General features: G+C 72.6%; 22 protein-coding genes and 1 pseudogene. 4 read left to right on the top strand and 19 right to left on the bottom strand.

All coding sequences use genetic code 11. The annotated features are described in order from the left end of the window. Positions 1–52 precede the first annotated feature (52 nt). Positions 53–412: an NADH-quinone oxidoreductase subunit A gene (locus tag AC07GB_RS07875; protein ID WP_138961244.1), complete on the bottom strand. Its 360-nt coding sequence runs from the start codon at positions 410–412 to the stop codon at positions 53–55. An 858-nt stretch (positions 413–1270) separates the two neighbouring features. Between AC07GB_RS07875 and AC07GB_RS07880 the strand changes: the two genes are divergently transcribed. Next, entirely contained in the window at positions 1271–2128 is an 858-nt protein-coding gene (locus tag AC07GB_RS07880; RefSeq protein ID WP_478842640.1) for a C40 family peptidase, read from the top strand. An 85-nt stretch (positions 2129–2213) separates the two neighbouring features. Here the strand turns inward: AC07GB_RS07880 and AC07GB_RS07885 are convergent, their stop codons facing one another. Then, complete coding sequence (locus tag AC07GB_RS07885) at positions 2214–3506, bottom strand: geranylgeranyl reductase family protein (RefSeq protein WP_478842642.1); 1293 nt, start codon at positions 3504–3506, stop codon at positions 2214–2216. A gap of 97 nt (positions 3507–3603) precedes the next feature. Here AC07GB_RS07885 and AC07GB_RS07890 point away from each other — a divergent pair, with 97 nt between their 5' ends. Both AC07GB_RS07890 and AC07GB_RS07895 read left to right on the top strand, forming a co-directional pair. Then, complete coding sequence (locus AC07GB_RS07890) at positions 3604–4149, top strand: GNAT family N-acetyltransferase (protein WP_478842644.1); 546 nt, start codon at positions 3604–3606, stop codon at positions 4147–4149. A gap of 88 nt (positions 4150–4237) precedes the next feature. Beyond that, positions 4238–4588, top strand: coding sequence for a PASTA domain-containing protein (locus tag AC07GB_RS07895; protein ID WP_478842646.1), 351 nt, complete (start codon positions 4238–4240; stop codon positions 4586–4588). A gap of 141 nt (positions 4589–4729) precedes the next feature. Here AC07GB_RS07895 and AC07GB_RS07900 read toward each other — a convergent pair whose 3' ends face one another. The 17 genes and pseudogenes from AC07GB_RS07900 to AC07GB_RS07980 form a co-directional block, all read right to left on the bottom strand. Then, positions 4730–7075 carry a zinc ribbon domain-containing protein gene (locus tag AC07GB_RS07900; RefSeq protein ID WP_478842698.1) on the bottom strand — a complete coding sequence of 782 codons (2346 nt, stop codon included), beginning with the start codon at positions 7073–7075 and terminating at the stop codon, positions 4730–4732. Positions 7076–7240: 165 nt separating this feature from the next. After that, positions 7241–7309, bottom strand: a pseudogene (locus AC07GB_RS07905) (zinc-ribbon domain-containing protein); the annotation flags it as partial. Positions 7310–7483: 174 nt separating this feature from the next. After that, the gene (locus tag AC07GB_RS07910) at positions 7484–8179 is read right to left on the bottom strand and encodes a demethylmenaquinone methyltransferase (protein ID WP_478842648.1); all 696 of its coding nucleotides are present in this window, start codon (positions 8177–8179) and stop codon (positions 7484–7486) included. Positions 8180–8304: 125 nt separating this feature from the next. Continuing rightward, complete coding sequence (locus tag AC07GB_RS07915; protein ID WP_478842650.1) at positions 8305–8847, bottom strand: imidazolonepropionase-like domain-containing protein; 543 nt, start codon at positions 8845–8847, stop codon at positions 8305–8307. A gap of 17 nt (positions 8848–8864) precedes the next feature. Beyond that, complete coding sequence (gene mqnC, locus AC07GB_RS07920) at positions 8865–10079, bottom strand: cyclic dehypoxanthinyl futalosine synthase (protein ID WP_478842652.1); 1215 nt, start codon at positions 10077–10079, stop codon at positions 8865–8867. 94 nt (positions 10080–10173) lie between these two features. Then, positions 10174–10929, bottom strand: a complete 756-nt coding sequence (locus AC07GB_RS07925) for a prepilin peptidase (RefSeq protein ID WP_478842654.1) — start codon at positions 10927–10929, stop codon at positions 10174–10176. After that, positions 10899–13937 carry a BTAD domain-containing putative transcriptional regulator gene (locus tag AC07GB_RS07930; protein ID WP_478842656.1) on the bottom strand — a complete coding sequence of 1013 codons (3039 nt, stop codon included), beginning with the start codon at positions 13935–13937 and terminating at the stop codon, positions 10899–10901. Before AC07GB_RS07930 ends, AC07GB_RS07925 begins: the two co-directional genes overlap by 31 nt. A gap of 209 nt (positions 13938–14146) precedes the next feature. Continuing rightward, positions 14147–14518: a hypothetical protein gene (locus AC07GB_RS07935; RefSeq protein WP_478842658.1), complete on the bottom strand. Its 372-nt coding sequence runs from the start codon at positions 14516–14518 to the stop codon at positions 14147–14149. 113 nt (positions 14519–14631) lie between these two features. Next, complete coding sequence (locus AC07GB_RS07940) at positions 14632–15099, bottom strand: pilus assembly protein TadG-related protein (protein WP_478842660.1); 468 nt, start codon at positions 15097–15099, stop codon at positions 14632–14634. Further along, positions 15096–15545 (bottom strand): TadE/TadG family type IV pilus assembly protein, encoded by a 450-nt coding sequence (locus AC07GB_RS07945; RefSeq protein ID WP_478842662.1) that lies wholly within the window; start codon positions 15543–15545, stop codon positions 15096–15098. The genes AC07GB_RS07940 and AC07GB_RS07945 overlap by 4 nt, the downstream gene beginning before the upstream one ends. Further along, positions 15542–15976, bottom strand: a complete 435-nt coding sequence (locus tag AC07GB_RS07950; RefSeq protein WP_478842664.1) for a TadE/TadG family type IV pilus assembly protein — start codon at positions 15974–15976, stop codon at positions 15542–15544. Before AC07GB_RS07950 ends, AC07GB_RS07945 begins: the two co-directional genes overlap by 4 nt. Before the next feature lie 68 nt (positions 15977–16044). Then, positions 16045–16296 (bottom strand): hypothetical protein, encoded by a 252-nt coding sequence (locus AC07GB_RS07955; RefSeq protein WP_478842666.1) that lies wholly within the window; start codon positions 16294–16296, stop codon positions 16045–16047. A gap of 80 nt (positions 16297–16376) precedes the next feature. Then, positions 16377–17306, bottom strand: a complete 930-nt coding sequence (locus tag AC07GB_RS07960) for a type II secretion system F family protein (RefSeq protein WP_478842668.1) — start codon at positions 17304–17306, stop codon at positions 16377–16379. Continuing rightward, a complete protein-coding gene (locus tag AC07GB_RS07965) occupies positions 17303–18298 on the bottom strand; it encodes a type II secretion system F family protein (RefSeq protein ID WP_478842670.1) in 996 nt (331 codons plus the stop codon). The genes AC07GB_RS07960 and AC07GB_RS07965 overlap by 4 nt, the downstream gene beginning before the upstream one ends. 4 nt (positions 18299–18302) lie before the next feature. Then, positions 18303–19610: a CpaF family protein gene (locus AC07GB_RS07970; protein ID WP_478842672.1), complete on the bottom strand. Its 1308-nt coding sequence runs from the start codon at positions 19608–19610 to the stop codon at positions 18303–18305. Beyond that, the gene (locus AC07GB_RS07975; RefSeq protein WP_478842674.1) at positions 19607–20443 is read right to left on the bottom strand and encodes a hypothetical protein; all 837 of its coding nucleotides are present in this window, start codon (positions 20441–20443) and stop codon (positions 19607–19609) included. The genes AC07GB_RS07970 and AC07GB_RS07975 overlap by 4 nt, the downstream gene beginning before the upstream one ends. A gap of 17 nt (positions 20444–20460) precedes the next feature. Then, the gene (locus AC07GB_RS07980; RefSeq protein ID WP_478842676.1) at positions 20461–21186 is read right to left on the bottom strand and encodes a hypothetical protein; all 726 of its coding nucleotides are present in this window, start codon (positions 21184–21186) and stop codon (positions 20461–20463) included. A gap of 788 nt (positions 21187–21974) precedes the next feature. Here AC07GB_RS07980 and AC07GB_RS07985 point away from each other — a divergent pair. After that, a complete protein-coding gene (locus AC07GB_RS07985; protein ID WP_478842678.1) occupies positions 21975–22778 on the top strand; it encodes a S1 family peptidase in 804 nt (267 codons plus the stop codon). The last annotated feature ends 151 nt before the right edge of the window (positions 22779–22929 follow it).

A 22929-nucleotide genomic window follows, 5' to 3' on the forward strand; every position in this document is an offset into this window, starting at 1 on the left:
CTGTCCCCTTCCGGGGCTCAGTCCCATATCGGGGGTCAGTCCCTTGCCGGGGTCAGTCCCATTCCAGGCCGCCGCGCCGCCATACGTACGCGTAGGCGACGAAGACGGTGAGCACGAAGAGCAGCATCTCCACGAGCCCGAAAATCCCCAGGGCGTCGAAGCTCACGGCCCAGGGGTAGAGAAAGACGATCTCGATGTCGAAGACGATGAAGAGCATCGCCGTCAGGTAGTACTTGATGGGGAAGCGCCCGCCGCCGGCCGGCGTGGGGGTCGGCTCGATTCCGCACTCGTAGGCCTCGAGCTTCGCGCGGTTGTACCGCTTCGGGCCGACAAGCGTGGCCATGACCACGGAGAAAATCGCAAAGCCTGCCCCGAGGGCTCCCAGTACGAGGATGGGCGCATACGCGTTCACCGCTCCTCGCTCCTCTCAGTCGGCACTGACTGCTGGCGGTTGCGTCGGACCCGCTCGCCGCCCCGCCCGTACGCGATCCCGGGCCTTCGGAGCCTCCCGAAGATCGCTTACATGTGAAGCAGGTCACAAGCCCAACTGCCCCGCATCTTATGCCTGCCGGTCTGTGATCTGCGACACGGGGTACGACAACGGCTTTGTGATCTCCACCACCTGACGAAGGATCATGAAGTCGGATGAGCGGTGATCTTCGTACGCGAAGCACCTGAGTGATCACCAGAGGTGACATCTTGGTGCGTCAGGGCTGGTCGGGGCGGTGTTGCATTATCAAGTGATGGCCACTACAGGCAAATTGGCGCTGGACGTGATCACTTGATAGAGGGACGCGTTCACACTTTGGCGGCAGGGATGTGGACGGCGGTGGACGCGTCCGGGGAAGGGGGCGGGAAGCCTCGCCGTGTGCACGCGTTCACGAGTCCGCCACCGAAGTCGCACGCGAGGAGAGCATCCGGCCGTCGCTCAAGGGTTCGGAAGGGACTCATGAGGTACCCGGGAGATATCGGCCAGGTCTCGGCCGGGTCTCGGGCGATGCCCACGCGGCCCGGAAGGTGACGTGCGCCACACTCGACCCCTGGCTCGAACAACCGGGCTTGGCCAACGGCCTGAACACGTGTTAGACCACGGGCAATTCGGACGTAACTCGGAAAACCCATGATCACAGGCGTGATCACCACTGTCCGCATTGCCCGTTACGGCGTCAATAAGAAGCGACACGCCCGGGATTCAAGGCCGCACGGGGCAACTGTGGCGCAGCACACGTTTCTTGAAGGGAACCCCTACTCCTTGATAGCGGTTGTTCCCATGTCCCACACCGCTCACATACCCAGCCACCGGAAGCCCCGTCGCAGCGCGTCGAAGATGGCTCTGCGCGCCGGAGTTGCCGGTGGCGTCCTCAGCACCCTGGCCGTGGCCGGCGCCGCCGGTACGGCGAACGCCGCCGAGCCGGTGACCGAGACGATCGAGCTGCCCACCCTGACCGCCGATCTGTCCGCTCAGATCGCGCAGTCCGCGGATGCCACGCAGCAGACGGCCGACAGCTACGAGGCGCGCGCCCAGCAGGAGGCCGCCGCCGTCAAGGCCGCCAAGCAGGCCACCAAGGACCAGAAGGCCGCTGAGAAGAAGGCGGAGGCCGAGCAGAAGGCCAAGGCCGAGGCCGAGGCCAAGCGCAAGAAGGCCGCGGAGCGCGCCGCGCGGGCCACCGAGCGCACGCAGCTCAGCACCAACTCCGCCCCCTCGGGCGGCTCCGGCGGCGGCAGCTCCTCCTCGTCCGCCTCCGACACCTCGAACGTCTCCGCGCCCTCCAGCGGCAGCGTGGCCACCGTCATCAGCTTCCTCAAGGCGCAGCTGGGCGACGCGTATGTGATGGGTGCCTCGGGCCCCAACGCGTGGGACTGCTCCAGCCTCGTCCAGGCCGCCTTCAAGCAGGCGGGCGTGGACCTGCCGCGCGTCTCGCAGGCGCAGTCGACGGCCGGCACCCCGGTCTCGCTCTCCAACATCCAGGTGGGCGACATCCTGTACTGGGGCGGCGCGGGCTCCGCGTACCACGTCGGTGTCTACATCGGCAACGGCCAGTACCTGGACGCCGCGAACCCGAGCAAGGGCGTCGTGATCCAGGACCTGTCGGGCTACCCGGCCTCCGGTGCCGTGCGCGTGCTCTGAGCTTGAACTGGGCTTGAACTGGGCTTGAACCGCGAAAGGGCCGCCGCTCCCGTCGGGAGCGGCGGCCCTTTCGCGCATGCGGCTCTCAGGCCTTGGGGGCCACGCGGCTCAGGCCGTTGATGATGCGGTCCATCGCGTCGCCGCCCGTCGGGTCCGTGAGGTTGGCGAGCATCTTCAGGGTGAACTTCATCAGGAGCGGGTGCGTGAGGCCGCGCTGTGCGGCGATCTGCATGACCTTCGGGTTGCCGATGAGCTTCACGAAGGCGCGGCCGAGCGTGTAGTACCCGCCGTAGGTGTCCTTGAGGACCTTCGGGTAGCGCTGGAGGGCCAGTTCGCGCTGGGCGGGCGTGGCGCGGGCGACGGCCTGCACGATGACGTCCGCGGCGATCTGCCCGGACTCCATGGCGTAGGCGATGCCCTCGCCGTTGAACGGGTTGACGAGGCCGCCCGCGTCGCCGACGAGCAGCAGGCCGCGGGTGTAGTGCGGCTGGCGGTTGAAGGCCATGGGCAGGGCGGCGCCGCGGATCGGGCCCGTCATGTTCTCCGGGGTGTAGCCCCAGTCCTCGGGCATGGAGGCGCACCAGGCCTTCAGGACCTCGCGCCAGTCCAGCTCCTTGAAGGCGGCGGTCGTGTTCAGGACGCCGAGGCCGACGTTCGACGTGCCGTCGCCCATGCCGAAGATCCAGCCGTAGCCGGGGAGGAGCCGGTCCTGGGCGCCGCGGCGGTCCCACAGCTCCAGCCAGGACTCCAGGTAGTCGTCGTCGTGGCGCGGCGAGGTGAAGTACGTGCGCACCGCGACGCCCATCGGGCGGTCCTCGCGGCGGTGCAGGCCCATCGCGAGCGACAGGCGCGTGGAGTTGCCGTCGGCGGCGACCACCAGCGGCGCGTGGAAGGTGACCGGCGTCTTGTCCTCGCCGAGCTTGGCCTCCACGCCGGTGATGCGGCCGGTGCGGTCGTCGACGACGGGAGCGCCCACGTTGCACCGCTCGTACAGCCGCGCGCCCGCCTTCTGGGCCTGGCGGGCGAGCTGCTCGTCGAAGTCGTCGCGCTTCCGGACGAGCCCGTAGTCGGGGTAAGAGGCGAGATCCGGCCAATCCAGCTGGAGCCGTACCCCGCCACCAATGATGCGGAGGCCCTTGTTGCGCAGCCAGCCGGCCTCTTCGGAGATGTCGATGCCCATGGACACCAACTGCTTCGTGGCGCGCGGCGTCAGGCCGTCGCCGCAGACCTTCTCCCTCGGGAAGGCGGTCTTCTCCAGGAGGAGCACGTCGAGCCCGGCCTTCGCCAGGTAGTACGCGGTGGTCGAACCGGCCGGACCGGCGCCGACGACGATGACGTCCGCGGAGTTGGCGGTGGTGTCGGAGAGCGGCTCGGTCACGGCGGGTTCTCCCGAAGGCTCGAAATCAGTGTGCCGACCGGCACGGGATGAGGGCAGTCTATGAGGCGGTACTGATCGATCACCCGAAGGGCCACTTGTGAGCGACGTGAGCGAGCTGGACGACGCGCCCCACCGGACCGGCACCGCCCCGGCCGTCGGCCTGCGCGTGCCGACGCATGAGGACGCCTTCGTCTGGCACCGGCTCTTCGACGACCCCCAGGTCATGCGGTACGTGGGCGGCGGCGTGTCCAGCGAGCTGTCCGTGTACGAGGAGCTGACCGCGCGCCAGCGCCGCCACGACGCGGAACTGGGCTTCTGCCTGTGGACGTTGCTGGATCCGGACGGCGAGCCCGTCGGCCTCGCGGGGGCCCAGCCGTGGCCGCGGGAGTGGGGCCCCACGGGGGAGATCGAGATCGGCTGGCGGCTCGCCCGCAAGGCCTGGGGGCGCGGCTACGCGATCGCGGCGGCCCGCGCGACCCTGGACCGGCTGCGGGCGGCGGGCGTGCCCTCGGTGGTCGCCGTCATCGACACGCGCAACGAACGGTCCATGGCGGTGGCCGCGCGCCTCGGCATGGAGCGCCAGGAGACGTACGACGTGCCCGGCGCGGACCGGTACGCGTCCTGCTACCGCGTGGGGTTGTAGTCCGGCCCGGCCGGGCTACCCTTCCCCTACCGCCGGGGCCTCCCCTACCGCTGGGGGCTCGCGCCCCTGCCGTCGAGGGGTGACGCCTGTGCCGAGGACTCCGGAGGACGCCGGGCCGCTGGAAGTGCGCGTGCCGCGCTTCGTGGGCCTGATGGCGATGGACGCGCGCAAGAAGGCCGCGGAGCGCGGCGTGCGCCTGGTGGCGGGCGACCGCTCCGAACTCGACGACGCGGCCCTGGAGTACGTGGTGCGCCAGTACCCGCTGCCGGAGGTCGAGGTGCCGCGCGGCGCCGTCGTGACCGTGTGGTTCGACCTCGGCCCCGACGAGGGCGAGGGCGGCGCGGGCGTCCGCGAGCCGCGGCTGCCCGGCCCTTCGGACGGCGGCCTCCAGCGGGAGCTGGCCGAGCCGGGACAGCCGGAGGTCGGCGTCGGGGGTTGAGGGCCGGGGGCCGCGTGCCGAGGCGGGCGGCTGCCCGGGCGGGCCGCTGTCCACCGTGTCGGCCGGCTGCCCGGGCCGGCCGCTGTCCACCGTGTGGGTGGCTGCCCGGGCGGGCCGCCACCCCCCGGGGCGGCCGTCGGATCAGCCCGTCGTCTGCCAGGTGTCGAGCGCCGTCCGGTGCGTCCGCGTGCCGCGCTCCGTCGACCACACCTTCGCGCGCCAGGACAGCTGGATCGCGTACTCGGTGCCGTCGGCCGTGACGTAGCTCTGGTTGATCGCGTGGATCTCGCGGCCCGACTTGTCGGTGTACGTGTACTCCCACACCGCGCCCGCGCGGCCCTGGAAGGTGTTGTCCTCCAGGCGGAGCCGCCGGTAGTCCGACTTGTCGGGGTCCTTCTCGGCGAACCTCTCCATCTTCGTGAGGTTCTCGTACGAGGTGTAGCCGGCGTCCGGGATCACGCCGACGAGGAAGTTCTCCGCTCCGCTCGTACCCGCGTACGTGGACTGCGTGGGGTTGTCCCCGGCGCGGCTGCCCCAGCCGTCGGGCGCCGCGAACGAGAACCCCTTCGGGTCGGTGACGCGGGTGGAGCCCGGCGGCACCGCGGCGTCGTCCACCGTCTCGCCGCCGTCGCTCTCCCCCGTGGAGGGGCGCGCGGGTTCGGTCGGCGTCCGCCGGCTCGGCTCGTCGGTGTGGCTGACGGCCGGGCCGCCGTTCCTGTTGTCGTCCTCGGTGCCGGTCGCGCCCTGGCCGGCCTTGTCGGGCCTGTTCGGCTTGCCCGCGTCGTCCGACGTGCTCTGGTTGTCCTGCCAGACGACGATGCCCGCCGTCGTGCCGCCGCCGACGAGGAGGGCGACGGCCAGCGTGAGGGCCCAGACCCCGACGCGGCCACGCGGCCGCGCGGGGGCGGGAGGTGCGGCCAGAACGCCCTGGGTGGGGGCCGCGTGAGGGTCGTACGGGCCGGGGACGGCGTACGCCGCGGGCGCGCCGGGGCCCGCCGCGCCCGGTGCCGCCGGGGGCGGCTGCCCCACCGGCGGGCCGGGCGGAACGGGCGGCACCCCGCTGCCGCGCGCGGTGAACACCGCCACCACGAGCACCGCCCCGGCCACCCACAGAAGGCCGAACAGCAGCAGGTCCGGCATGCTCACGCCCGCGTCGAACGAGCCGCTGGACGTCTCGCCGCCGAGGCCGCGCTGCTGGGTGGACGTCTCGACGCCGACGCCGCCGACCGCGGCGAGCAGCAGGACGAGACCGAAGGAGAGCCCCGCGGCCAGGATCTGCTCACCGCGGCGGGCGCAGCGGCGCGCGCCCACGAGCGCGATCACGAGGGCGCACACCAGGCCGAGCGCCAACGCGCCCACGACGGCTCCGGAGTTGACCAGGTCACCGAGTTTCGACAGGCCGAACGACTCGCTCTCGTCGCTGTCGCCGTAGCCGCCGTACCGCGAGCCCCGGCTCGCCTCGGACGTCAGCGGCGCGCCCCAGCCGAGGCCGAGCGCGTGCAGACCGAGGTTCGGCAGGAGGAGCAGCGCGACGAGGTAGGGCGAGACCCGGTCGTCCGACACGTCCGAGCCGGGCACGTCGGAGTCGCCACTGAAGGCGTCGATCTGCGTGACGCTGAAGTACGCGGTGACGGAACTGAGGACGAGCACGAGGGCGAGGGCGCGCAGGGATGCGCCCAGGGCGCGGGTGAAGGCCTGTGCGCCGGGGCGCGCGGCCAGCCAGGGCGCTCCGCCGTCGCGGTGCAGCACGGCGGCCGAGACGCCAAGGCCGAGCGCCAGCGCGCCGAGCATCGCGAGGAACGGCCCGGACGACACCTCGACGCGCTGGATCTCGGGCTGTCCGAAGAGGGCGAGCACCAGCACGCCGAGCGCGGTGAGGACCCCGACGCGGACCGCCGCTTCGAGACCCACCGTGCTCCCCGGCAGGCTCTGCCCGCGCAGCCGCACGCGGCTCCTGAGGATGCGCGCGCCGACGACGAGCGCCCCGATGAACAGGGCCGTCACCGTGAGCGGCACCAGGTGCACGGCGAAGGTGCCCTCGACCACCCGTTCCGACGTCGAGCCGTCGAGGCCGGTCTCCTCGCTGCCCGAGAACTCCAGGCTTCCGCCCACCGCCTGGAGGACGAAGGCGAGGGCGATGCGCAGCCGGTCGGCGAAGCCGACGACGTCCTCGTCGTCCTGCCCGTACGTCGGCACGGCGCACGCGAGCGCGGAGATCAGCAGCGCCGCCAGCGGCCACAGCGCGGCCTGCGCGGACCCGGCCCAGTCACCGCGCGCGGTCCGCCCGAGGAAGGCGCCGACGGGCGAGGGCCGGGCGGGGGCGGGGGCGTACGCGGGCGGGTCCGGTGGAGGGAAGGAGGCCGGTGGGGCTGCCGGGGCCACCGGGGGCGGTGCGACGGCCGGGGGCGGTGCGACGGCCGGGGGCGGTGCGACGGCCGGGGGCGGTGCGACGGCCGGGGGTGGTGCGGCCGTCGGGGTGGGGGGCACCACCAGTGTCTTGGGGTGACTCGGCTCTTCGCCGGGGCCTGTGGGACCGGCGGGGCCGGCAGGGCCTGCGGGGGCGCCCTCGGAAGCGTCCTGGGGCGTCTCCTGAGGCGCGTCCCGCGGCGCGGCGTCCGGGGCCTCCGCTCTCGGCTCCGCAAGGCGTTCCCGCCCGCATTTCATACAGAAGCGGGCCTCGTCCGGGGATGGCGCCCCGCAGTGCGCGCAGTACGACGACATCGGAACGCTCCGTCTTGGGGAGATCGTCAGGGGGACGGGTCGGTGAGCGCCGACCGTTATGCCCCGGCCACACGGAGTGGCCGGTACATATCAACTGACACATCTTCCCCGGCGTGCGGTTCCCGTCAACCGCCGTGTCCGAAACGACCGTTCGACCGTTGCCGAAACGACCGTTCAGTCCTTCTTGAACCCCCGGTGGAGCGCCACCACACCGCCCGTCAGGTTCCGGTACGCCACCTTCGACCAGCCCGCGTCGGCCAGGCGCGCCGCGAGCTGCGGCTGGTTCGGCCAGGAGCGGATGGACTCGGCGAGGTAGACGTACGCGTCCGGGTTCGAGCAGACCGTGCGGGCGACCGGCGGCAGGGCGCGCATCAGGTACTCGATGTAGACCTTGCGGAACGGGCCCCACGTCGGCTCGGAGAACTCGCAGATCACCACGCGCCCGCCGGGCCGGGTCACGCGGAACAGCTCGCGCAGCGCGGCGTCGGTGTCCTGCACGTTGCGCAGGCCGAAGGAGATCGTGACGGCGTCGAAGGTGTCGTCCTTGAACGGCAGCCTCGTGGCGTCCCCCGCGGTGAACGGCATCCACGGGTGGCGCTGCTTGCCGACGCGCAGCATGCCGAGCGAGAAGTCGCACGGCACCACGTACGCGCCCGCCTGCGCGAAGGGCTGCGAGGACGTGGCCGTCCCCGCGGCGAGGTCGAGGATCTTCTGCGCGGGCCGCGCGTCGACGGCCCTGGCGACCTCCTTGCGCCACAGCCGGGCCTGGCCGAGCGAGATCACGTCGTTCGTGAGGTCGTACCGTTCCGCGACGTCGTCGAACATCGAGGCGACTTCGTGCGGCTGCTTGTCCAGGGATGCGCGGGTCACCCGGCCCATTGTGTCAGGCCGGTCCTCTCCCTCGGCCGGGGCCTCTCGCCTGCCCTCTTCCCACCGTGGGTGGGTGCGGCGTTCGTGTGGTTGCTCGCGCAGTTCCCCGCGCCCCTTCGGGCCCCTTAACGGCGGCGGAAGACGAGGCGGCCCTCGATGGCCGTCGCGAGGCAGGTGCCGTCCCCGGAGAAGATCGCGAAAGCCGCTGGGGCCGACGGGGCCAAGGGGGTTTCGGGCGGGGCGGCGGCGGTGACCCTGATGCCTGAACGAGTGACGGCCGTACGCACCGAAGGGTGGGTGAACGGGCCCGTCAGCGACGTGGTGCCGGTGGCGAGCAGGCGTTGCAGGCCGCGGCGGGCGCTGGCGCCCCAGCGGGTGTCCGTCATGCCGAGCCGCGCCAGGTCCGCGCCGGTCAGCGGCTCGGTGCCGAGCTGCTCCGCCTCGCGCGGGTCGGGCCAGTAGGCGGACTCCAGGAGGGCCGCGGCGTCGGGCTCGTGGCGGCCGGGGGTCAGGACGCCGTCCCAGCGCCGGACCCGGGCGCGGCCGTCGTACGCCGCGACCAGTTCCTCGCACGGTCCCACGGCCGCGATCCGGCCGCCGTCGACGACGACGGCGTCCGCCCCCGCGGGAGCGGGCCGGACCGCGCACACCTGGTGCAGTGTCAGCAACTGGCCCTCGCGCGGCCCTAGTTGGCGGTGAGGAGCTTCAGCTCCGGGTGGGCCGTGCCGCCCTCGATGGCGGTGGAGGAGATGTGCGAGGCCACGCGCTCGTCGACCGGGTCGTCCGCCGGGTCGTCGTGCACGACCAGGTGCTCGTACGTCGTGGCGCGCTGCGCGGGCACGCGGTCGGCGGAGCGGATCATGTCGATCATCTCGCGCAGGTTGGAGCGGTGCTTGGCGCCCGCCGACGAGACCACGTTCTCCTCCAGCATCACCGAGCCGAGGTCGTCCGCGCCGTAGTGCAGCGTCAGCTGACCGGCCTCCTTGCCGGTGGTCAGCCAGGAGCCCTGGATGTGCGCCACGTTGTCCAGGAAGATCCGCGCGATCGCGATCATCCGGACGTACTCGAAGATCGAGGCCTGGGTGCGGCCCTTGAGGTGGTTGTTCTCCGGCTGGTACGTGTACGGGATGAAGGCCCGGAAGCCGCCCGTCCGGTCCTGTACGTCGCGGATCATGCGCAGGTGCTCGATGCGCTCGGCGTTCGTCTCGCCCGTGCCCATGAGCATCGTGGAGGTGGACTCCACTCCGAGGTTGTGCGCGGCCTCCATGATCTCCAGCCAGCGCTCGCCCGACTCCTTCAGCGGGGCGATGGCCTTGCGCGGCCGCTCCGGGAGCAGCTCGGCGCCGGCGCCCGCGAAGGAGTCGAGCCCGGCGGCGTTGATCCGCTGGATGGCCTCCTCGACGGACACCTTCGAGATCCGGGCCATGTGCTCGACCTCGCTCGCCCCCAGGCTGTGGATGACGAGCTGCGGGAACTCCTTCTTGATGGCCGCGAAGTGCTTCTCGTAGTACTCCACGCCGAAGTCCGGGTGGTGGCCGCCCTGGAACATGATCTGCGTGCCGCCCAGCTCCACGGTCTCCGCGCAGCGGCGCAGGATGTCGTCGAGGTCCCGGGTCCAGCCCTTCTTGGTGTCCTTGGGGGCGGCGTAGAAGGCGCAGAACTTGCACGCCGTCACGCAGACGTTCGTGTAGTTGATGTTCCGCTCGATGATGTACGTCGCGATGTGCTCCGTGCCCGCGTACCGGCGGCGGCGCACGGCGTCGGCGGCGGCGCCGAGCGCGTGCAGCGGGGCGTCACGGTACAGGGCGAGCGCCTCTTCGGCGCTGATCCGTCCGCCCGCCGCGGCACGGTCGAGGACGGCTGTGACATCAGAGGACGTGAGGTCGGCCTTCTCGGTCACCGGGGCGTCCCTTCCGTAAGGGGGTTGGACAGATCGCTCTTCAGCGTACGCCAGGCCTCCGGGCCCCCGGCGGCCGGTGGGGCGTGCCCCGGAGTCAGGCCGCGGCCGCGCCGAGCAGGACGCCCGCGAGGCCCCCGGCCAGCAGGAACGGGCCGAACGCTATCGCCGTCCTGCGGCTCGCCCCGCGCACCACGACCAGCCAGGCGCCGTACAGCGCGGCGCACACGAAGCCGGCGAACGTGCCGAGCAGCAGCGCTCCCCAGCCGTACCACCCCAGGGCCGCGCCGAGCGAGAGCGCGAGCTTCACGTCGCCGAACGCCATCCCGTTCGGATTGATCAGGAACAGCAGGAAGTAGCCGCCGCTGAGCACCAGCGCGCCGAGGGCCGCCTTCGTCCACTCCCCGTCGTGCCCGGGCAGCGCGGCGGCCACCCCGAGGAGCCCGAGCGCCACCGCGGCGAGCGGCAGCGTCAGCACGTCCGGCAACCGCATGACCGCGCGGTCGACACAGGCCAGGACGAGGGCGGGCGGCACGAGCAGCAGCCACACCACCAGCTCCGGGCGCGGGCCCGTGGCCAGGCCGAGCAGCGCGCAGACCACCGCCGCGACCAGGGCGAGGAGGGGGGCGCGGGGGCCGAACCGCTCCCCGTCCGGGCAGCGGCCCCCGCCCAGCCAGCCCCGCACCTCGTGCGCGCCGCTCGGGCAGCGGTCGCGCCAGGGCTCCCCCGCCGGGGCCGAGAAGCGGTACACGGCACGGGGCAGCGCGAGCCCGGCCAGGGCGCCCCAGGACGCGGCGCCGAGCACGAGGGCGGGCTCCACGGTCACCCCACCGCCGTGAGTCCGTCGCGCCACGCCGGGAGCAGCTCGTCAAGGAGCGCCTCCGTGCGCGGCGGCAGGCCGCGCGCGCCGCTGCGGGCGACCAGGTCGGCGGCCAGGGTCCGGAGCCGGGCCGGGTCGTCGGTGGCGTGCGTGGCACGCAGCAGTTCGTTCCACAGCCGCTCGTCGGCGGGGGCCGAGGCGCGGGCGGAGGTCAGGGCCTCAATGGCCTTCTCCGCGCGCCCCTTCTCCAGGTGGAACTCGCTGAGCGCGAGCCCGATGTCCGCCACGAGCAGCGGCAGCTGCGCGTCGACTATCTCGTGCGTCAGCCAGCCGTACCTCCCCTGGGGGCGGTCGGCGAGCAGCGGGCCGCGGACGAGGACGAGCGCGTCCGTGAGCATGCGGCCGCGCACCGCGCGATTGCCTGCCCCGCGCCCCTGCGTCGCCTCGTGGTACAGCGAGCGCAGCACGTCCAGGTCGGAGACCACGGACGGGGCGAGCGTGAGCCGGCCCGACATGTCCGCGCGCAGCCGGGGCGCGCCGTCGGGGTCGCTGCCGAGCCACTCCCTGACCCGGTCGACGAGGGCGTCCCGCACGTCCTCGGTCACGCCGCGCGGCCACAGCGCGGAGGCGAGCACGCGCGGGTGCACCCCTTCGCGGTGGAGCAGCAGCAGGGCGAGCGCCTCATGCATCAGCGGGCTGCGCTCGCCTTCGGGGCTCTCCAGGCCGATGATCTCGTACGTCCCGACCAGGCGCGCGTACACCGCGGGGCGGCCCTGCTCGCTGACGTCGACGAGGAAGGGGGGCGCGGCCGCGCCGCCGGTGGAGTCGTCGCCGCCGTCGCCGCCATCACCGCCGTCGGGGTCCGCCGCGGTGAACAGCTCGACCACCGCGCGCTGGAGCGTGTCCGGCAGCCGCTGCGCCGCCAGCTCCAGGCCGAGCAGCGGCGCGAGGAGCTTGCCGTCGCCGGTGATCTCCATCTCCCAGGCGGCGCCGGGCAGTTCGCCGGAGTCCGTGCCGACGAGATAGCCGATGCCGAGGCGGCTGGCGTCGGCGGCCAGCTCGGCGAGCTTGACGGCCTCGTCGGCGGCGGGCCGGGCCGCGAGCAGCACCAGGTGCGGAGCCCAGCGGGTGTGCCGGGCGGGGCCGGTGCGGCCGGTGAGGACCGAGTCGTGCCCCGCGGCGCCGAGCGCGCCGCGCCGCTGCCGCGTCTCGGCCTCCATGGCCTCGATGAGCGCCTCGACGTCCTCCAGGTGCCGCAGCCTGTTCGGCGCGAGCGGGGTGAGGTCCCGGCCGAAGCCGACGAGCGTGATCGTCATGCGGTCCGACCAGCCGTTGGTGGCCAGCTCCGCGGCGACGGAGGCGAACACCGCGGCCCGGTCGGCGGCGGTGCCGCTCAGCGAGACGATGCCCGGCACCGCTTCCAGGTTGAGCAGCAGGCGCGAGTCGTCCATGGTGCCGAGGCACACCAGGCCGGGGTAGGGCGCCGCCGCGTCCACGTCCTCGTACGCCTCGGCGTCGGCGCGGGTCAGCGTCCAGAACGTCTGGTCCTGCCCCAGCCTCCAGGGCGCGGGCGGCCGGCCCGCGGGCTGGGCGAGCTGGAGGTGCAGGTCGCCGTTGCTCAACCAAGCCGCATACACCGTCGGCAAGGGGCGGGACTCCTCGGTGAGCGCGGCGGCGAGGCCGCGCAGGGAGCGGTCCAGGAGCCGGACGCCCTCGGGGTCGGCGCCCACGAGCAGCGCGTCCTGCGCGTCGGCCGCGGTGCCGGTCGGCGTGGGCGGCTCCATGCCGCGGCGCCCGCCGACGGCGCCCATCGCCGACTGCCACAGGGCGTGGCGTCGGCGCCTGCCGAGCGCGCCGAGCAGCCCGGCGGCGAGCAGCGGTGCCCCGACGAGCGCCTCGGGAAGTCCGAAGGAGAAGCCGTCGGACGCGGCCGCCGCGCCCTCGTCACGCCCAGCGGGCCCGCCCGGACGCTCCTCGGCGCCCGGGCGCTGCTCGGCACCCGGACGCTGCTCGGCGCCGGGACGCTGCTCGGGAAGCGTGATGTGTGCCGTGTCCCGGTCGACGGATCCGCCGCCCTTGCGGTCGCCGCTCTCCTGGGCGCCGCCGCCCTGGCGCGCGTCCCCCGACTTCGCGTAGTCGGAGATCTGCTCGCGGATCTCCTGGGGCACCTTCGGCGCCTCGTCGGGCATCTCGATCAGCTCGCCGCCGTGGGCGTCGGCGGGCATCTCCATGATCCAGCCGGGCCGGATCAGGCTGGCCTCGGACAGGCGGGAGCCGTCGGGCTGCTCCCGGTCCTTGTTGAGCTGGTAGATCTCCTTGTACCTGCGGCCGTCGCCCAGGTGCCGCTCCGCTATCTCCCACAGCGAGTCGTGGTGGCGGCCCTCGGGCGGCTGGATGCGGTAGAACTTCGTGCCACCGTCCTCGCCGGTGCCGGCGCGGTCGGCGGCCCGGGCCGCCTGCTCCGCGACCGCGACCGCGCTCGCCGTCGCCGCGCCCTGCTGCTCCTGCGCGAAGAGCCCAGGCGTCCGCTGAGCGGCCGCCGCGGTGGGCTTCCCCGTCTCCTCGGGGGACTGGCCGAACTGCGAGAGCCCCGGCGCGAAACCGGCCGCCGTGGCACCGATGAGCAGCAGAGCCGCGACCAGCTGCCGCGCGAGCACCTGGCTCGGCCCCGCGCCCGGCACCCGCCCCGGCATCCCGACCCCGGAGAGCGCGGCCTTCACCTCGACGAGCACGCAGGCGGCGAACTGGGCCCAGGCCAGCCACACGACCACCGTCAGCACCTTCACGAACGTGCCGACCGTGATCTCCTGCTGGAGCCAGTCGAGGGACGGCGCTCCGCCGGGCAGCGGCCTGCCCACGAAGTATGCGAGGGCCCCGGGCACGCCGACGAGCAGCACGGCGAGGGCGACGAAGGCGAGGAACGCCTTGACGAAGTCCCCGGCCGAACGCCGTCGCGTCGGCAGCGGCTGCGGCGTCCTGTTCCGCGGCGTCGCCGGGGTGCCCGGCGAGCCGTTCGAGGAGCGGGTGTTGCGTCGCGCCATGGCGGGTCCTGGTCCTGGTCCTGTGGGTGCCTGTGGTGTCGGATGAACGTACTGCTGACCGTATGAAGGCGATCGTACGGAAGGTGCGCCCGGCCGGGGGCGGCCTGTGGACAACCCCCGGCCTGTGGACAACTCCGCCCTCCGGCCTGGGGACAACTCCGGCCGCTCCGGCCCGGGGACGGCCCCGGCCGGACCGGCGGGACCTCTGCTCAGGTGCGCGTCTGGAACCTGTCCACGACCCAGTGGTTGCCGCCACGCTTCGTGTAGACCTCGAAGTTCACCCGGCCGCTGCCGAAGTTGAAGTCACAGGTGCGCGTCTTGTTCTTGCCGCCCACCACGCAGTGCCCGCCCCTGCCCTCCGTGGCCGGGCCGAAGACCACCACGCCGAAGGAACGGCCGTCCTTCTTGAGGTCCTTGACCTTCACGACGTCGTTCGCCGGGTTGTACGAGACCGAGCCCACGGAGTACCCCTCGTAGAGGTTGGCGTGGACCGCCGCCGAGCTGGGGCTCGCGCCCAGGGTGAGCGCCGCGGCGGCCGATACGGACACCACTGCCAGGGAACGGCGTATGTGCTGACGCACTCTTTCTCTCCTCATGTCGCACTTCTCTTGCTTCATGTCGTACTTCGGACCAGGGAACTGCCCCGGCCCCGGCCCCGACCCGGGCCGCTCCGCGCGGGGCGGACGCCTTCGGCTCATCCCACCTGGTTCTCCGCCGTCGCCCGGCCGTGGACCACGACGTCGCCGCCGTAGAACATGCCGGTGAAGACCGGGCTGTACGTCATCTGCACCTCGACCTCCACCTGCTGGGCGTCGGCGCTGACGCAGTGGGTGGCCGCCACGTCCGCGCCGCGCAGGCCCATCTCCTGGGCGAACTTCCGTACGCGGGCGCCGCAGTTCTCGTACCGGATGGGTGCTTCCTCGCCCGCGTACAGGCCCTCGCGGTCGATGTCCTGCGCCGCGTAGCGCGCCGCCTGTTCCGCGATGTCGGCGGCGCGTTCGCGCTTCGACACGGACAGGCCGCCGTCGATCACGAACGCGGCCAGGGTCAGGAAGACGAGCGCGAAGACGATGACCGCGCCGGCGCCCGAACCCCGGTCGTCCAGGCGCGCGCGGCGGCCGTCGAGCGAGATCCGCGCCCGCGCGACGAAGGCACCGCTCATGTCCCGGACCTCCGCAGCGGGTCGAGCGGCGAGCTGAACGTGGACGTCAGCGTCGTCGGCACGTCGAGGCCGAGCAGGCCAAGGCCCCTGACCTCGCAGCTCACTTCGACGGTGAAGAGGGTGTCCGCCCGGAACCCGGGGCTCTTCTGCACGACGGTCACCGGCCCCGAGCAGACGTCCTCCAGGTTCGCCCGCGCGGCCCTGCGCGCCTCGATCATCGCCGTGCCCTGGTCCTTCTGGATGGAGCCCGCCCGGGCCGCGTCCCGCGCGGCCCCGTCGACGGCGCCGCGGCCGTCCACGAGCTGCCCGAAGGCCACCAGGACGAGGATGAACAGGATCATCACCGGCGCGAGGATGACGACTTCCACCGTGGAGAGGCCGCTGTCCCCCGCCCGGGGCGGCGCCGCGCCCGCGAGGCGTCGGCGGCCTGGTCCGGGCCGTCTCATCCGGCCTCCTCCACGAACCGCTCCACCGGGCCCGCCGACCGCGCGTGCACGGTCAGGTCGAGGCCCGGGAAGACCGACGGCACGTTGGCGGTGATCTCCACGCCGACCGTGTTCTGCTCGGGCTGGATCGTCTTGACGTCGGGGCCGAGCACCAGCTCGGGCCCCAGTTGGCGGATGTAGTCCTCGACGACGTCGTTCGCCTCGCCGCGCCAGCCGCCCGGGTTCTCGTCGGCCGTGGCGCGGGCCTTGCGCGCGCCCGCCTGGGCCGCGGCCTGGGCGACGTGGTCCGCGAAGAAGTACAGCGCGAACTGCACCGTCGCGAAGATCATGAAGAACAGCACCGGGGTGAGCAGCACGAACTCGATCGCGGTCATGCCGGACTCGCCGCGGGTGGAGGCGGCCTCCACTCGACGGCGTACGCATCCGGGCATCCGGTCGCGGTGCGGCGCGGCTGCGCCCCTTCCCCCGTGGCCCCACATGGTCGTAGGTGATCCGTCGCTCAGCAGGTCTTGCCCGCGTCGGCGCCCTCGATGCAGTCGCCGACCTTGTCGGCGCCGCCCTTGAGGGCGTTGTTGATGATCGCGGCGACCACGCCGACGATCGCCACGACGACCGCCGAGATGATCACCCACTCGACCGCCGACGCGCCCCGGTCCAGCTCGCCGGAGCGAGCGCGGCGCACGCGGGTCCGGAGGAAGGTGACGAGGTAGTCGACAGCCGGGATGCCGGTGCTGACGTTCCGTCCGTTCATGGTGGGTTGTCCTCTCGGGAAGCAGGATGGTGGAGGGCTCGGAAGGGCCCGCCCGTGGAGTGGGGCCGGAGGAGGGGGGGTCAGACCTGGAACACGCGCATCGCCGCCGGGAAGATGAGGAAGACCAGGAACCCCGCGCACAGCAGCAGCTGGGCCACCAGCATCGACTGGGACTTCTCGCCCGCGCTGCCCTCGATCTCGGCGAGTTCGCGGTGGCGCATCGTCTCGGCGCGCGAGGCGAGGGACTCGCGCACCTTGGCGCCGTCGTCGGCCACGAGGGCCAGGGACGCGGAGAGGTCCTTCAGCTCCTCGATGCCCAGTTCCTCACCGAGCGAGCCGAGCGCCTGCCACTGGCTGATGCCGGTGATGCGGGCGTCCGCGAGGGCGTTCCTGATGCGCTGCGTGGCCCATCCGTCGGAGACCTCGGCGGCGGCCATCAGCGCCTCGGGCAGGCCGCGGCCGCCCGCGAGGCTCATGGACACCAGGTCCAGATAGGCGCCGATCACCCGGCGCAGGTCGCGACGCTTCTCCTGCGCGTCCCGCCGCACCTCCAGGTCCGGCAGGAAGAAGAAGAGCACCCCGAACATCAGGGCCAGCCAGACCGGGATGATCGGGCTGCGGCCGAAGCCGAGCGTCCAGACGACGGCGAACAGGAACGGGCCGAAGAACACGCCCGCCGCCGCGAGCAGCACCTTCGTCGCCAGGAACTTCTCCCAGCCGCGGTCGAGCACCGCCAGGTCGGCCCGCAGGGAGCGCAGTTCCCAGCCCTGCTGGACGTAGAACGCGGCGACCCGGGCGCCCACCCGCGCGCGCAGCGTGCCGAAGCGCCCGGTGGCGTCCGCGTCCGCCGTGCGGTGCGAGGACTCGTACGCGGCCCCGCGCGCCCGCATCGCGTCGATCCGGGCGACGGTGGCGACGGCGCTGCGCTTGCTCGGCAGCAGCGCGCGGACCAGGGCGAAGACGCCGAGGCCGAGCGTGGCGCCGATGAGGATCGGCAGGGTCAGGCTCATCGGCGTACCCCCTCGGTGGGCGTGTTCGCGTGCGGCGGAAGGGTCTGGGCCTGGTCCGGGGCGCTCTCGCCGCCCGCGGGCCGGGGGCGGACGAACCGCACGCCCGGCTCGTCCCGGACGAGGAACCGGTCCGGCGTCTCGACGGTCGACAGCTTGCGCAGCCACCAGAAGCCGAGCGCGAACAGGCCGCACACACAGGCGAGTACGAGCTGGCCGACGGGCGTGCCGTACGGCGAGACGAACTCGCGGTTGAAGATCGAAAGGCCCAGGACGAAGGCGATCGAGACGGCGACGACGATCTGGACGGAGCGGCGCGTGGAGGCGCGCTGCGCCATCACGCGCTGGCGCATGTCGACCTCCTCGCGCGCGGACTTGGCGAGCGCGCCGAGGACCTGGCGCAGACCGGGGCCGCGCAGGCGGGCGTTGAGGATCAGCGCGGCGACGATGATGTCGGCGGAGGCGTCGTCGATCTCGTCGGCGAGCACCTGGAGGGCGTCCGGCAGCGGCGTCCGCGCGCGCAGCCGGTCCACGAGCGCGTCCAGATGCGGCCTGAGCACCGGGGCCGCGGCCCGCGCCGAGGCCGGAATGGCCTGCTCCAGACCGACCGCGCCCGCGATGGTGTCGCGCAGCGACTCGGTCCAGGCGGCGAGCGCCTCGACCCGCTTCATCTGCGCCCGTTCCTCGGCGGCGCCGCCGAACAGCTTGTCCCAGAAGAAGACGAGGATGCCGGAGGCGATGCCCGCCACCGCCCAGCGCGTGAGCAGCAGCACGACGAGGCCGACGCCGACCGCGAGCGAGCCGCGCTGCCCGGCGAACCGGACGAGTTCGCTCATCCGCTCGCTGGCCTGCCGCTTCTCGTGCTCCGGCTTGGCGGGCAGGCCGCGCAGCGCGACGACGAGCAGGGCGAGCCCGCCGCCGACGGCGACGCCGCACCCGAGTCCGTAGAGCACGTCGAGCGAGAACAGTCCGCCCATGGATCCCAGCGCGTTCATGTGCTCACCCCCACTGTCCGGCAGGCCGGTAGCCGTACGCGACGAGGTCGTCCAGGCAGGCGATCGGGGCGTGCGCGACGACGCGTCCGTCCGGGGTCTGTGCGAACACCTCGCTGGACAGGACCCGGCCGTCGACGCCGTTGACCTCGCGGACGGAGGTCACCACGCGTTGCAGCTTGCCGCCTGCCTGGTAGGTGTTGCGCCGCTGGATGAAGACGACGAAGTTCACCGCGCCCGCGACGAGCATCTGGCTCGCCTCGATCGGCAGCCGCTCCGAGGCCTGGAGCGCGTACGTGGAGATCCTGTTGAAGACCTCGCTGGAGCTGTTGGCGTGGATCGTGGACAGGGAGCCGTCGTTGCCCTGCGACATGGCGTTGAGCATGGTGACGATCTCGTCGCCGAGCACCTCGCCGACGATGACCCGGGAGGGGTTCATGCGCAGGGAGCGCCGCACCAGCTCGGCCATGCCGATGGCGCCCTGGCCCTCGGAGTTGGGCAGGCGCTCCTCGAACGCCACGACGTTCGGGTGCAGGTCGGCGAAGGTGTCCAGGCCCAGCTCCAGGGCGCGCTCGACGGTGATGAGGCGCTCGTGCGGCGGTATCTCGTTGGCGAGGGCGCGCAGGAGCGTCGTCTTTCCCGCGTTGGTGGCGCCCGCGATCATGATGTTCTTGCGCGCCCGTACGGCACAGGCCAGGAAGTGCGCGACGTCGGGTGTGAGCGTGCCGTTGCCGACGAGGTCGGACATGAACACCTTGCCCATGCGCGCGCGGCGGATGGACAGGGCGGGCCGCCGGGCCACGTCCATGACGGCCGAGAGCCGGGAGCCGTCGGGAAGGCGCAGGTCGAGCTGCGGATTGGCGGAGTCGAAGGGGCGCGACGACAGGCCGGAGTAGGCGCCGAGCACCTGGATCAGCTCGATCAGCTCCTCGTCGGTCTCGGCGACCGGCTCCCCGGTGACCTCGCGCCCGTCGGCGTACCCGACGAAGACCTGGTCGCAGCCGTTGATGTCGATGTTCTCGACCTCGGGGTCGTCGAGCAGCGGCTGGAGCCGGCCGACGCCGAAGAGCGCGGCGTGCACGGCGGCCGCGTACTGCTCCTCGGTCTCCGCGTCGAGGGGGGTGCGCCCGGAGTTGATCTCCGTACGGGCGTACTCCTCCAGGATCTGCGCGATGACGGCGCGGGCGTACTGCCGCTCGTCCTCGTTCGACATCGGGGTGACGCCGGAGAGCTGGTCGAGGCGGCGCTGCTCGGCGATGCGGTCGCCCGCGTCCTGCCGGAACCGCTTGACCAGCTGGTGGTCGACCGCGCTCACCGCCCGGCCCCCGCGCCTTTGGCGACGGGCCCGGACCAGGCGGCGCCGTAGCTCTGGTAGAGGTCGACGGTCACCTTGCGCGCGGACCGGATGAGCATCGACTTGTCGAGCCGGCCGCGCCTGCGGCCCGCCAGCTGGTCGGCGCCCGCGGGGTCGTCGGCGAGCGTGCCCATGACGCGGGCGCCGGTCCGGGCCGCCACCAGCATGTCGTTGACCTGGTGGACGAGCTTGGCGGAGTGCGCGGGGTCGGCGACGAGGAGGACGCCGATGAGCGGCGTCGCGAGGGACGCGGCCCCGCGCGGACCGCCGTGCAGCTTGGCGGCGAGGGCCGCGGCGCGGTCCCGTACGCGGGCGAGGGACTCCGGCTCCGCGCGCGCCACCAGGAGCACGAGTGCGGCGTGCGGGAACATCTCGATCACCGGGCTGTCCCCGTTGATGCGGCCGCAGTCGGCGATGACGTCGGCGGGGGCGTGCGGCGAGTCGGCGAGCTGGGCGAAGGCCCGGCCGAGCGTCGGCCAGATCCCCGCGAGCCCGGCGGCCTGCTCGGAGATGCCGAGCCCGACGAGGACGTCGAGGCCGCCGGAGAGCGGCTGGGTGTGGTCCCACAGCTGGTCGGGCACGAGGCCGCGGCGCGCGGTCGCGGCGATGGACAGCATGCCGGTGTTCGGGTTGAGGGGCCCGCCGTGCGCGGCGGCGCTGCGGTAGACCAGGTCGCCGCCCGCGGGGTCGGTCTCCGCGACGAGCACGCGGCGCGGCCAGACGGCCGCGAGCGCGACGGACGCGGTGGTGACGCCGGGCGAACCCTTGTCGGCGGCGAGGGCGATGAGAGCCATGGGTGGTCTTCCCGCCGCTAGTTGCCGGAGTCGCCGGGCACGACGACCAGGGACACCTCGCCCGCGGACGCGGCGGCGGTGAGCGACGCGGCGTCGTCGGAGTCCACGAGGAGGGTGACGCTGAGGTTGCCCGTGCTGATCGTCGCGTCGTTCTTGCTGGCGACGGTGTTCACGCGCGCGTCGGCGACGATCGGGGTGCCGCCGCCCGCGCTGCCGCGGTCCGAACCCTTGCTGCTGCCGGAACCGTTGGTGGCCACGCGGTACGCGGCGACGGTGTCGCCCTGCTTCAGGGTCGAGGGGTACTGCCCCTCCTTGAGGGAGAGGCCGACCGTGGACTTGCCCGAGGGGACGCCGCCGTCCTCGGCGAACATCTGGCCCACGACGACGGAGCCCGCCGGGATGGTGCTCTTGGCCTTGTAGGCCTCAAGTGCCTTGCGCTGGGACCACTTCACGTACTTGATGCCGGTGTCCTCGGCGACCAGTACGGACGTGATGTTCACGCCCTCCTTCGGGGACTCTCCCGCGGGGATCTCCTTGGTGGCCTTCACGACCTCGATCCGGTCGCCGGCGCGCAGCACGAGCACGGTGGCGCCGAGCGCGCCCACGAGGATCAGCAGGACCGCCAGTGCGGCAAGGGCTGGTTTGCGCTCGCGAGGGGCCGTGGGAAGTCGCTCACCGACGCCGCCCTGAGCCGATACGCCGGTACGGTTCCCGCCCGCCCCCGTACGCTCTTGGATCTTCACGCAACCGCTCCCCGTACACCCAAGAAAAAACCGTCATTTGGACACTATTGAGGCACTTCAGCCTCGCCTCGGCCAGGGTTCCCTTGGCCCGTCGGCCACAGGCGCAGTGTCGAGCCATCGCACCGTATCAGCAGCACATAAGGCCCTCAAGGCGCGTTATGCATCGCGAATCCCACGCGATTCATCACCCTTCACGCGCCTGACAAGGCGCGCGGTTCCCCCTGCGTGGACACGCCTTTCCACACCCCTCGAATACGCATATGCAAACCAAGCCCGGCCGTGTCGGCGGGAGTTCGCAACAGCACGAGGAGACTCCCCCACGAACCCTCAGCCACAGAGGGGACGCGGGCAACAGGGATGACGGTTCCCACCGCTACGGACGGCCATTTGGGCACTTTGGGCGTGAATGCGAGCCTCACGAGTCCCTCTTCGACCGCTTGCCCCATCAAATGGGCGCGACACCTTCGCAGAACCTGCCCTCGGAGCTACTGATTCTCGCGACACGCGCCGCGCCCGCTCCGGCCGGTGATGCGAGAAGTGTCCGCATTGGGGGCGCTGTTGGGTGAACCAGTGCTGGTCAGCCGATGAACCACTCTCTCGCGTACGGCATCTGACAGACCGGCACGGGGGCCTCCCGTGCCACAGTTCCACGAAAGAGAAATTCGACCCCCATGAGACTTTCCTTTCCCTCACGCACCTCACGCACCTCACGCGTCTCTCGCGTCTCTCGCCCCTCTGGTCGGAAGCGTGCCGCGGCCGCCGGTCTCGCCGGGGCCGCCGCCCTCGCGATGGTCGCCACCGGTGCCCCCGCCGCCCACGCCATCGTCGGCGGCACCGAGGTCTCCAACGACGCGTACCCGTTCATGGTCGCCCTCCTGGAGAAGGGCCCCGGCAGCGTCAAGGACCGCCAGTTCTGCGGCGGCAGCCTGGTCGCGCCGGACACCGTGATGACGGCAGCGCACTGCCTGGTCGACGACAACGGCAAGCCGGTCAAGCCGAAGAGCGTCCAGACGGCCGTCGGCCGCACGGTCCTGTCCAACGCGCGGCAGGGCCAGATACGCAACGTCGCCAAGGACGGCATCCTCGTCCACCCGCGCTACCTCCAGGGCAAGGACGCCTACGACGTGGCGTTCATCCAGCTCAGCAAGCCGGTGCGGGGCATCAGCGCGGTCAAGCTCCCCACCCAGGGCACCGACTCCCTGCTGCGCCCGGGCCAGAAGGCCACCGTGGCGGGCTGGGGCAACACGGACACCGAGCTGACGCACCAGCCGGACCGGCTGCGCCAGGTGCGCGTGCCGATCCTGTCGCACGCCGAGTGCAAGACGAGCTACGGCGAGTACGACACCAAGGTCAACTTCTGCGCCGGGGTCGAGGGCAAGGACTCCTGCCAGGGCGACAGCGGCGGCCCCATCTTCCGCAAGGTCCCCGGCCGCGAGGCCCCCCTCCTCGTCGGCGTGGTCTCGTACGGCGACGGCTGCGGTGACCAGGGCGCGCCCGGCGTCTACACGTCGACCAGCTCGGCCAAGCTGTGGAAGACCCTGGACGACACGGCTCAGGCCAAGCGCGTGAAGCGCGTCCTGCGGCGCGGCTGACCCCGCCCGGCCCGTGACCCGGGGTGGGGGGGGGGGGGGGGGGGGGGGGGGGGGGGAGGAAGGGGGGGGGGGGGAAAAAAAACAGGCAGCGTGCTTTGTGTTTTTGGGGTGATCATCCCCCCCATTCCTCTCTGGGTTGTCTCTCCTCGAA

This window comes from Streptomyces sp. NPDC045778 (assembly GCF_056431945.1).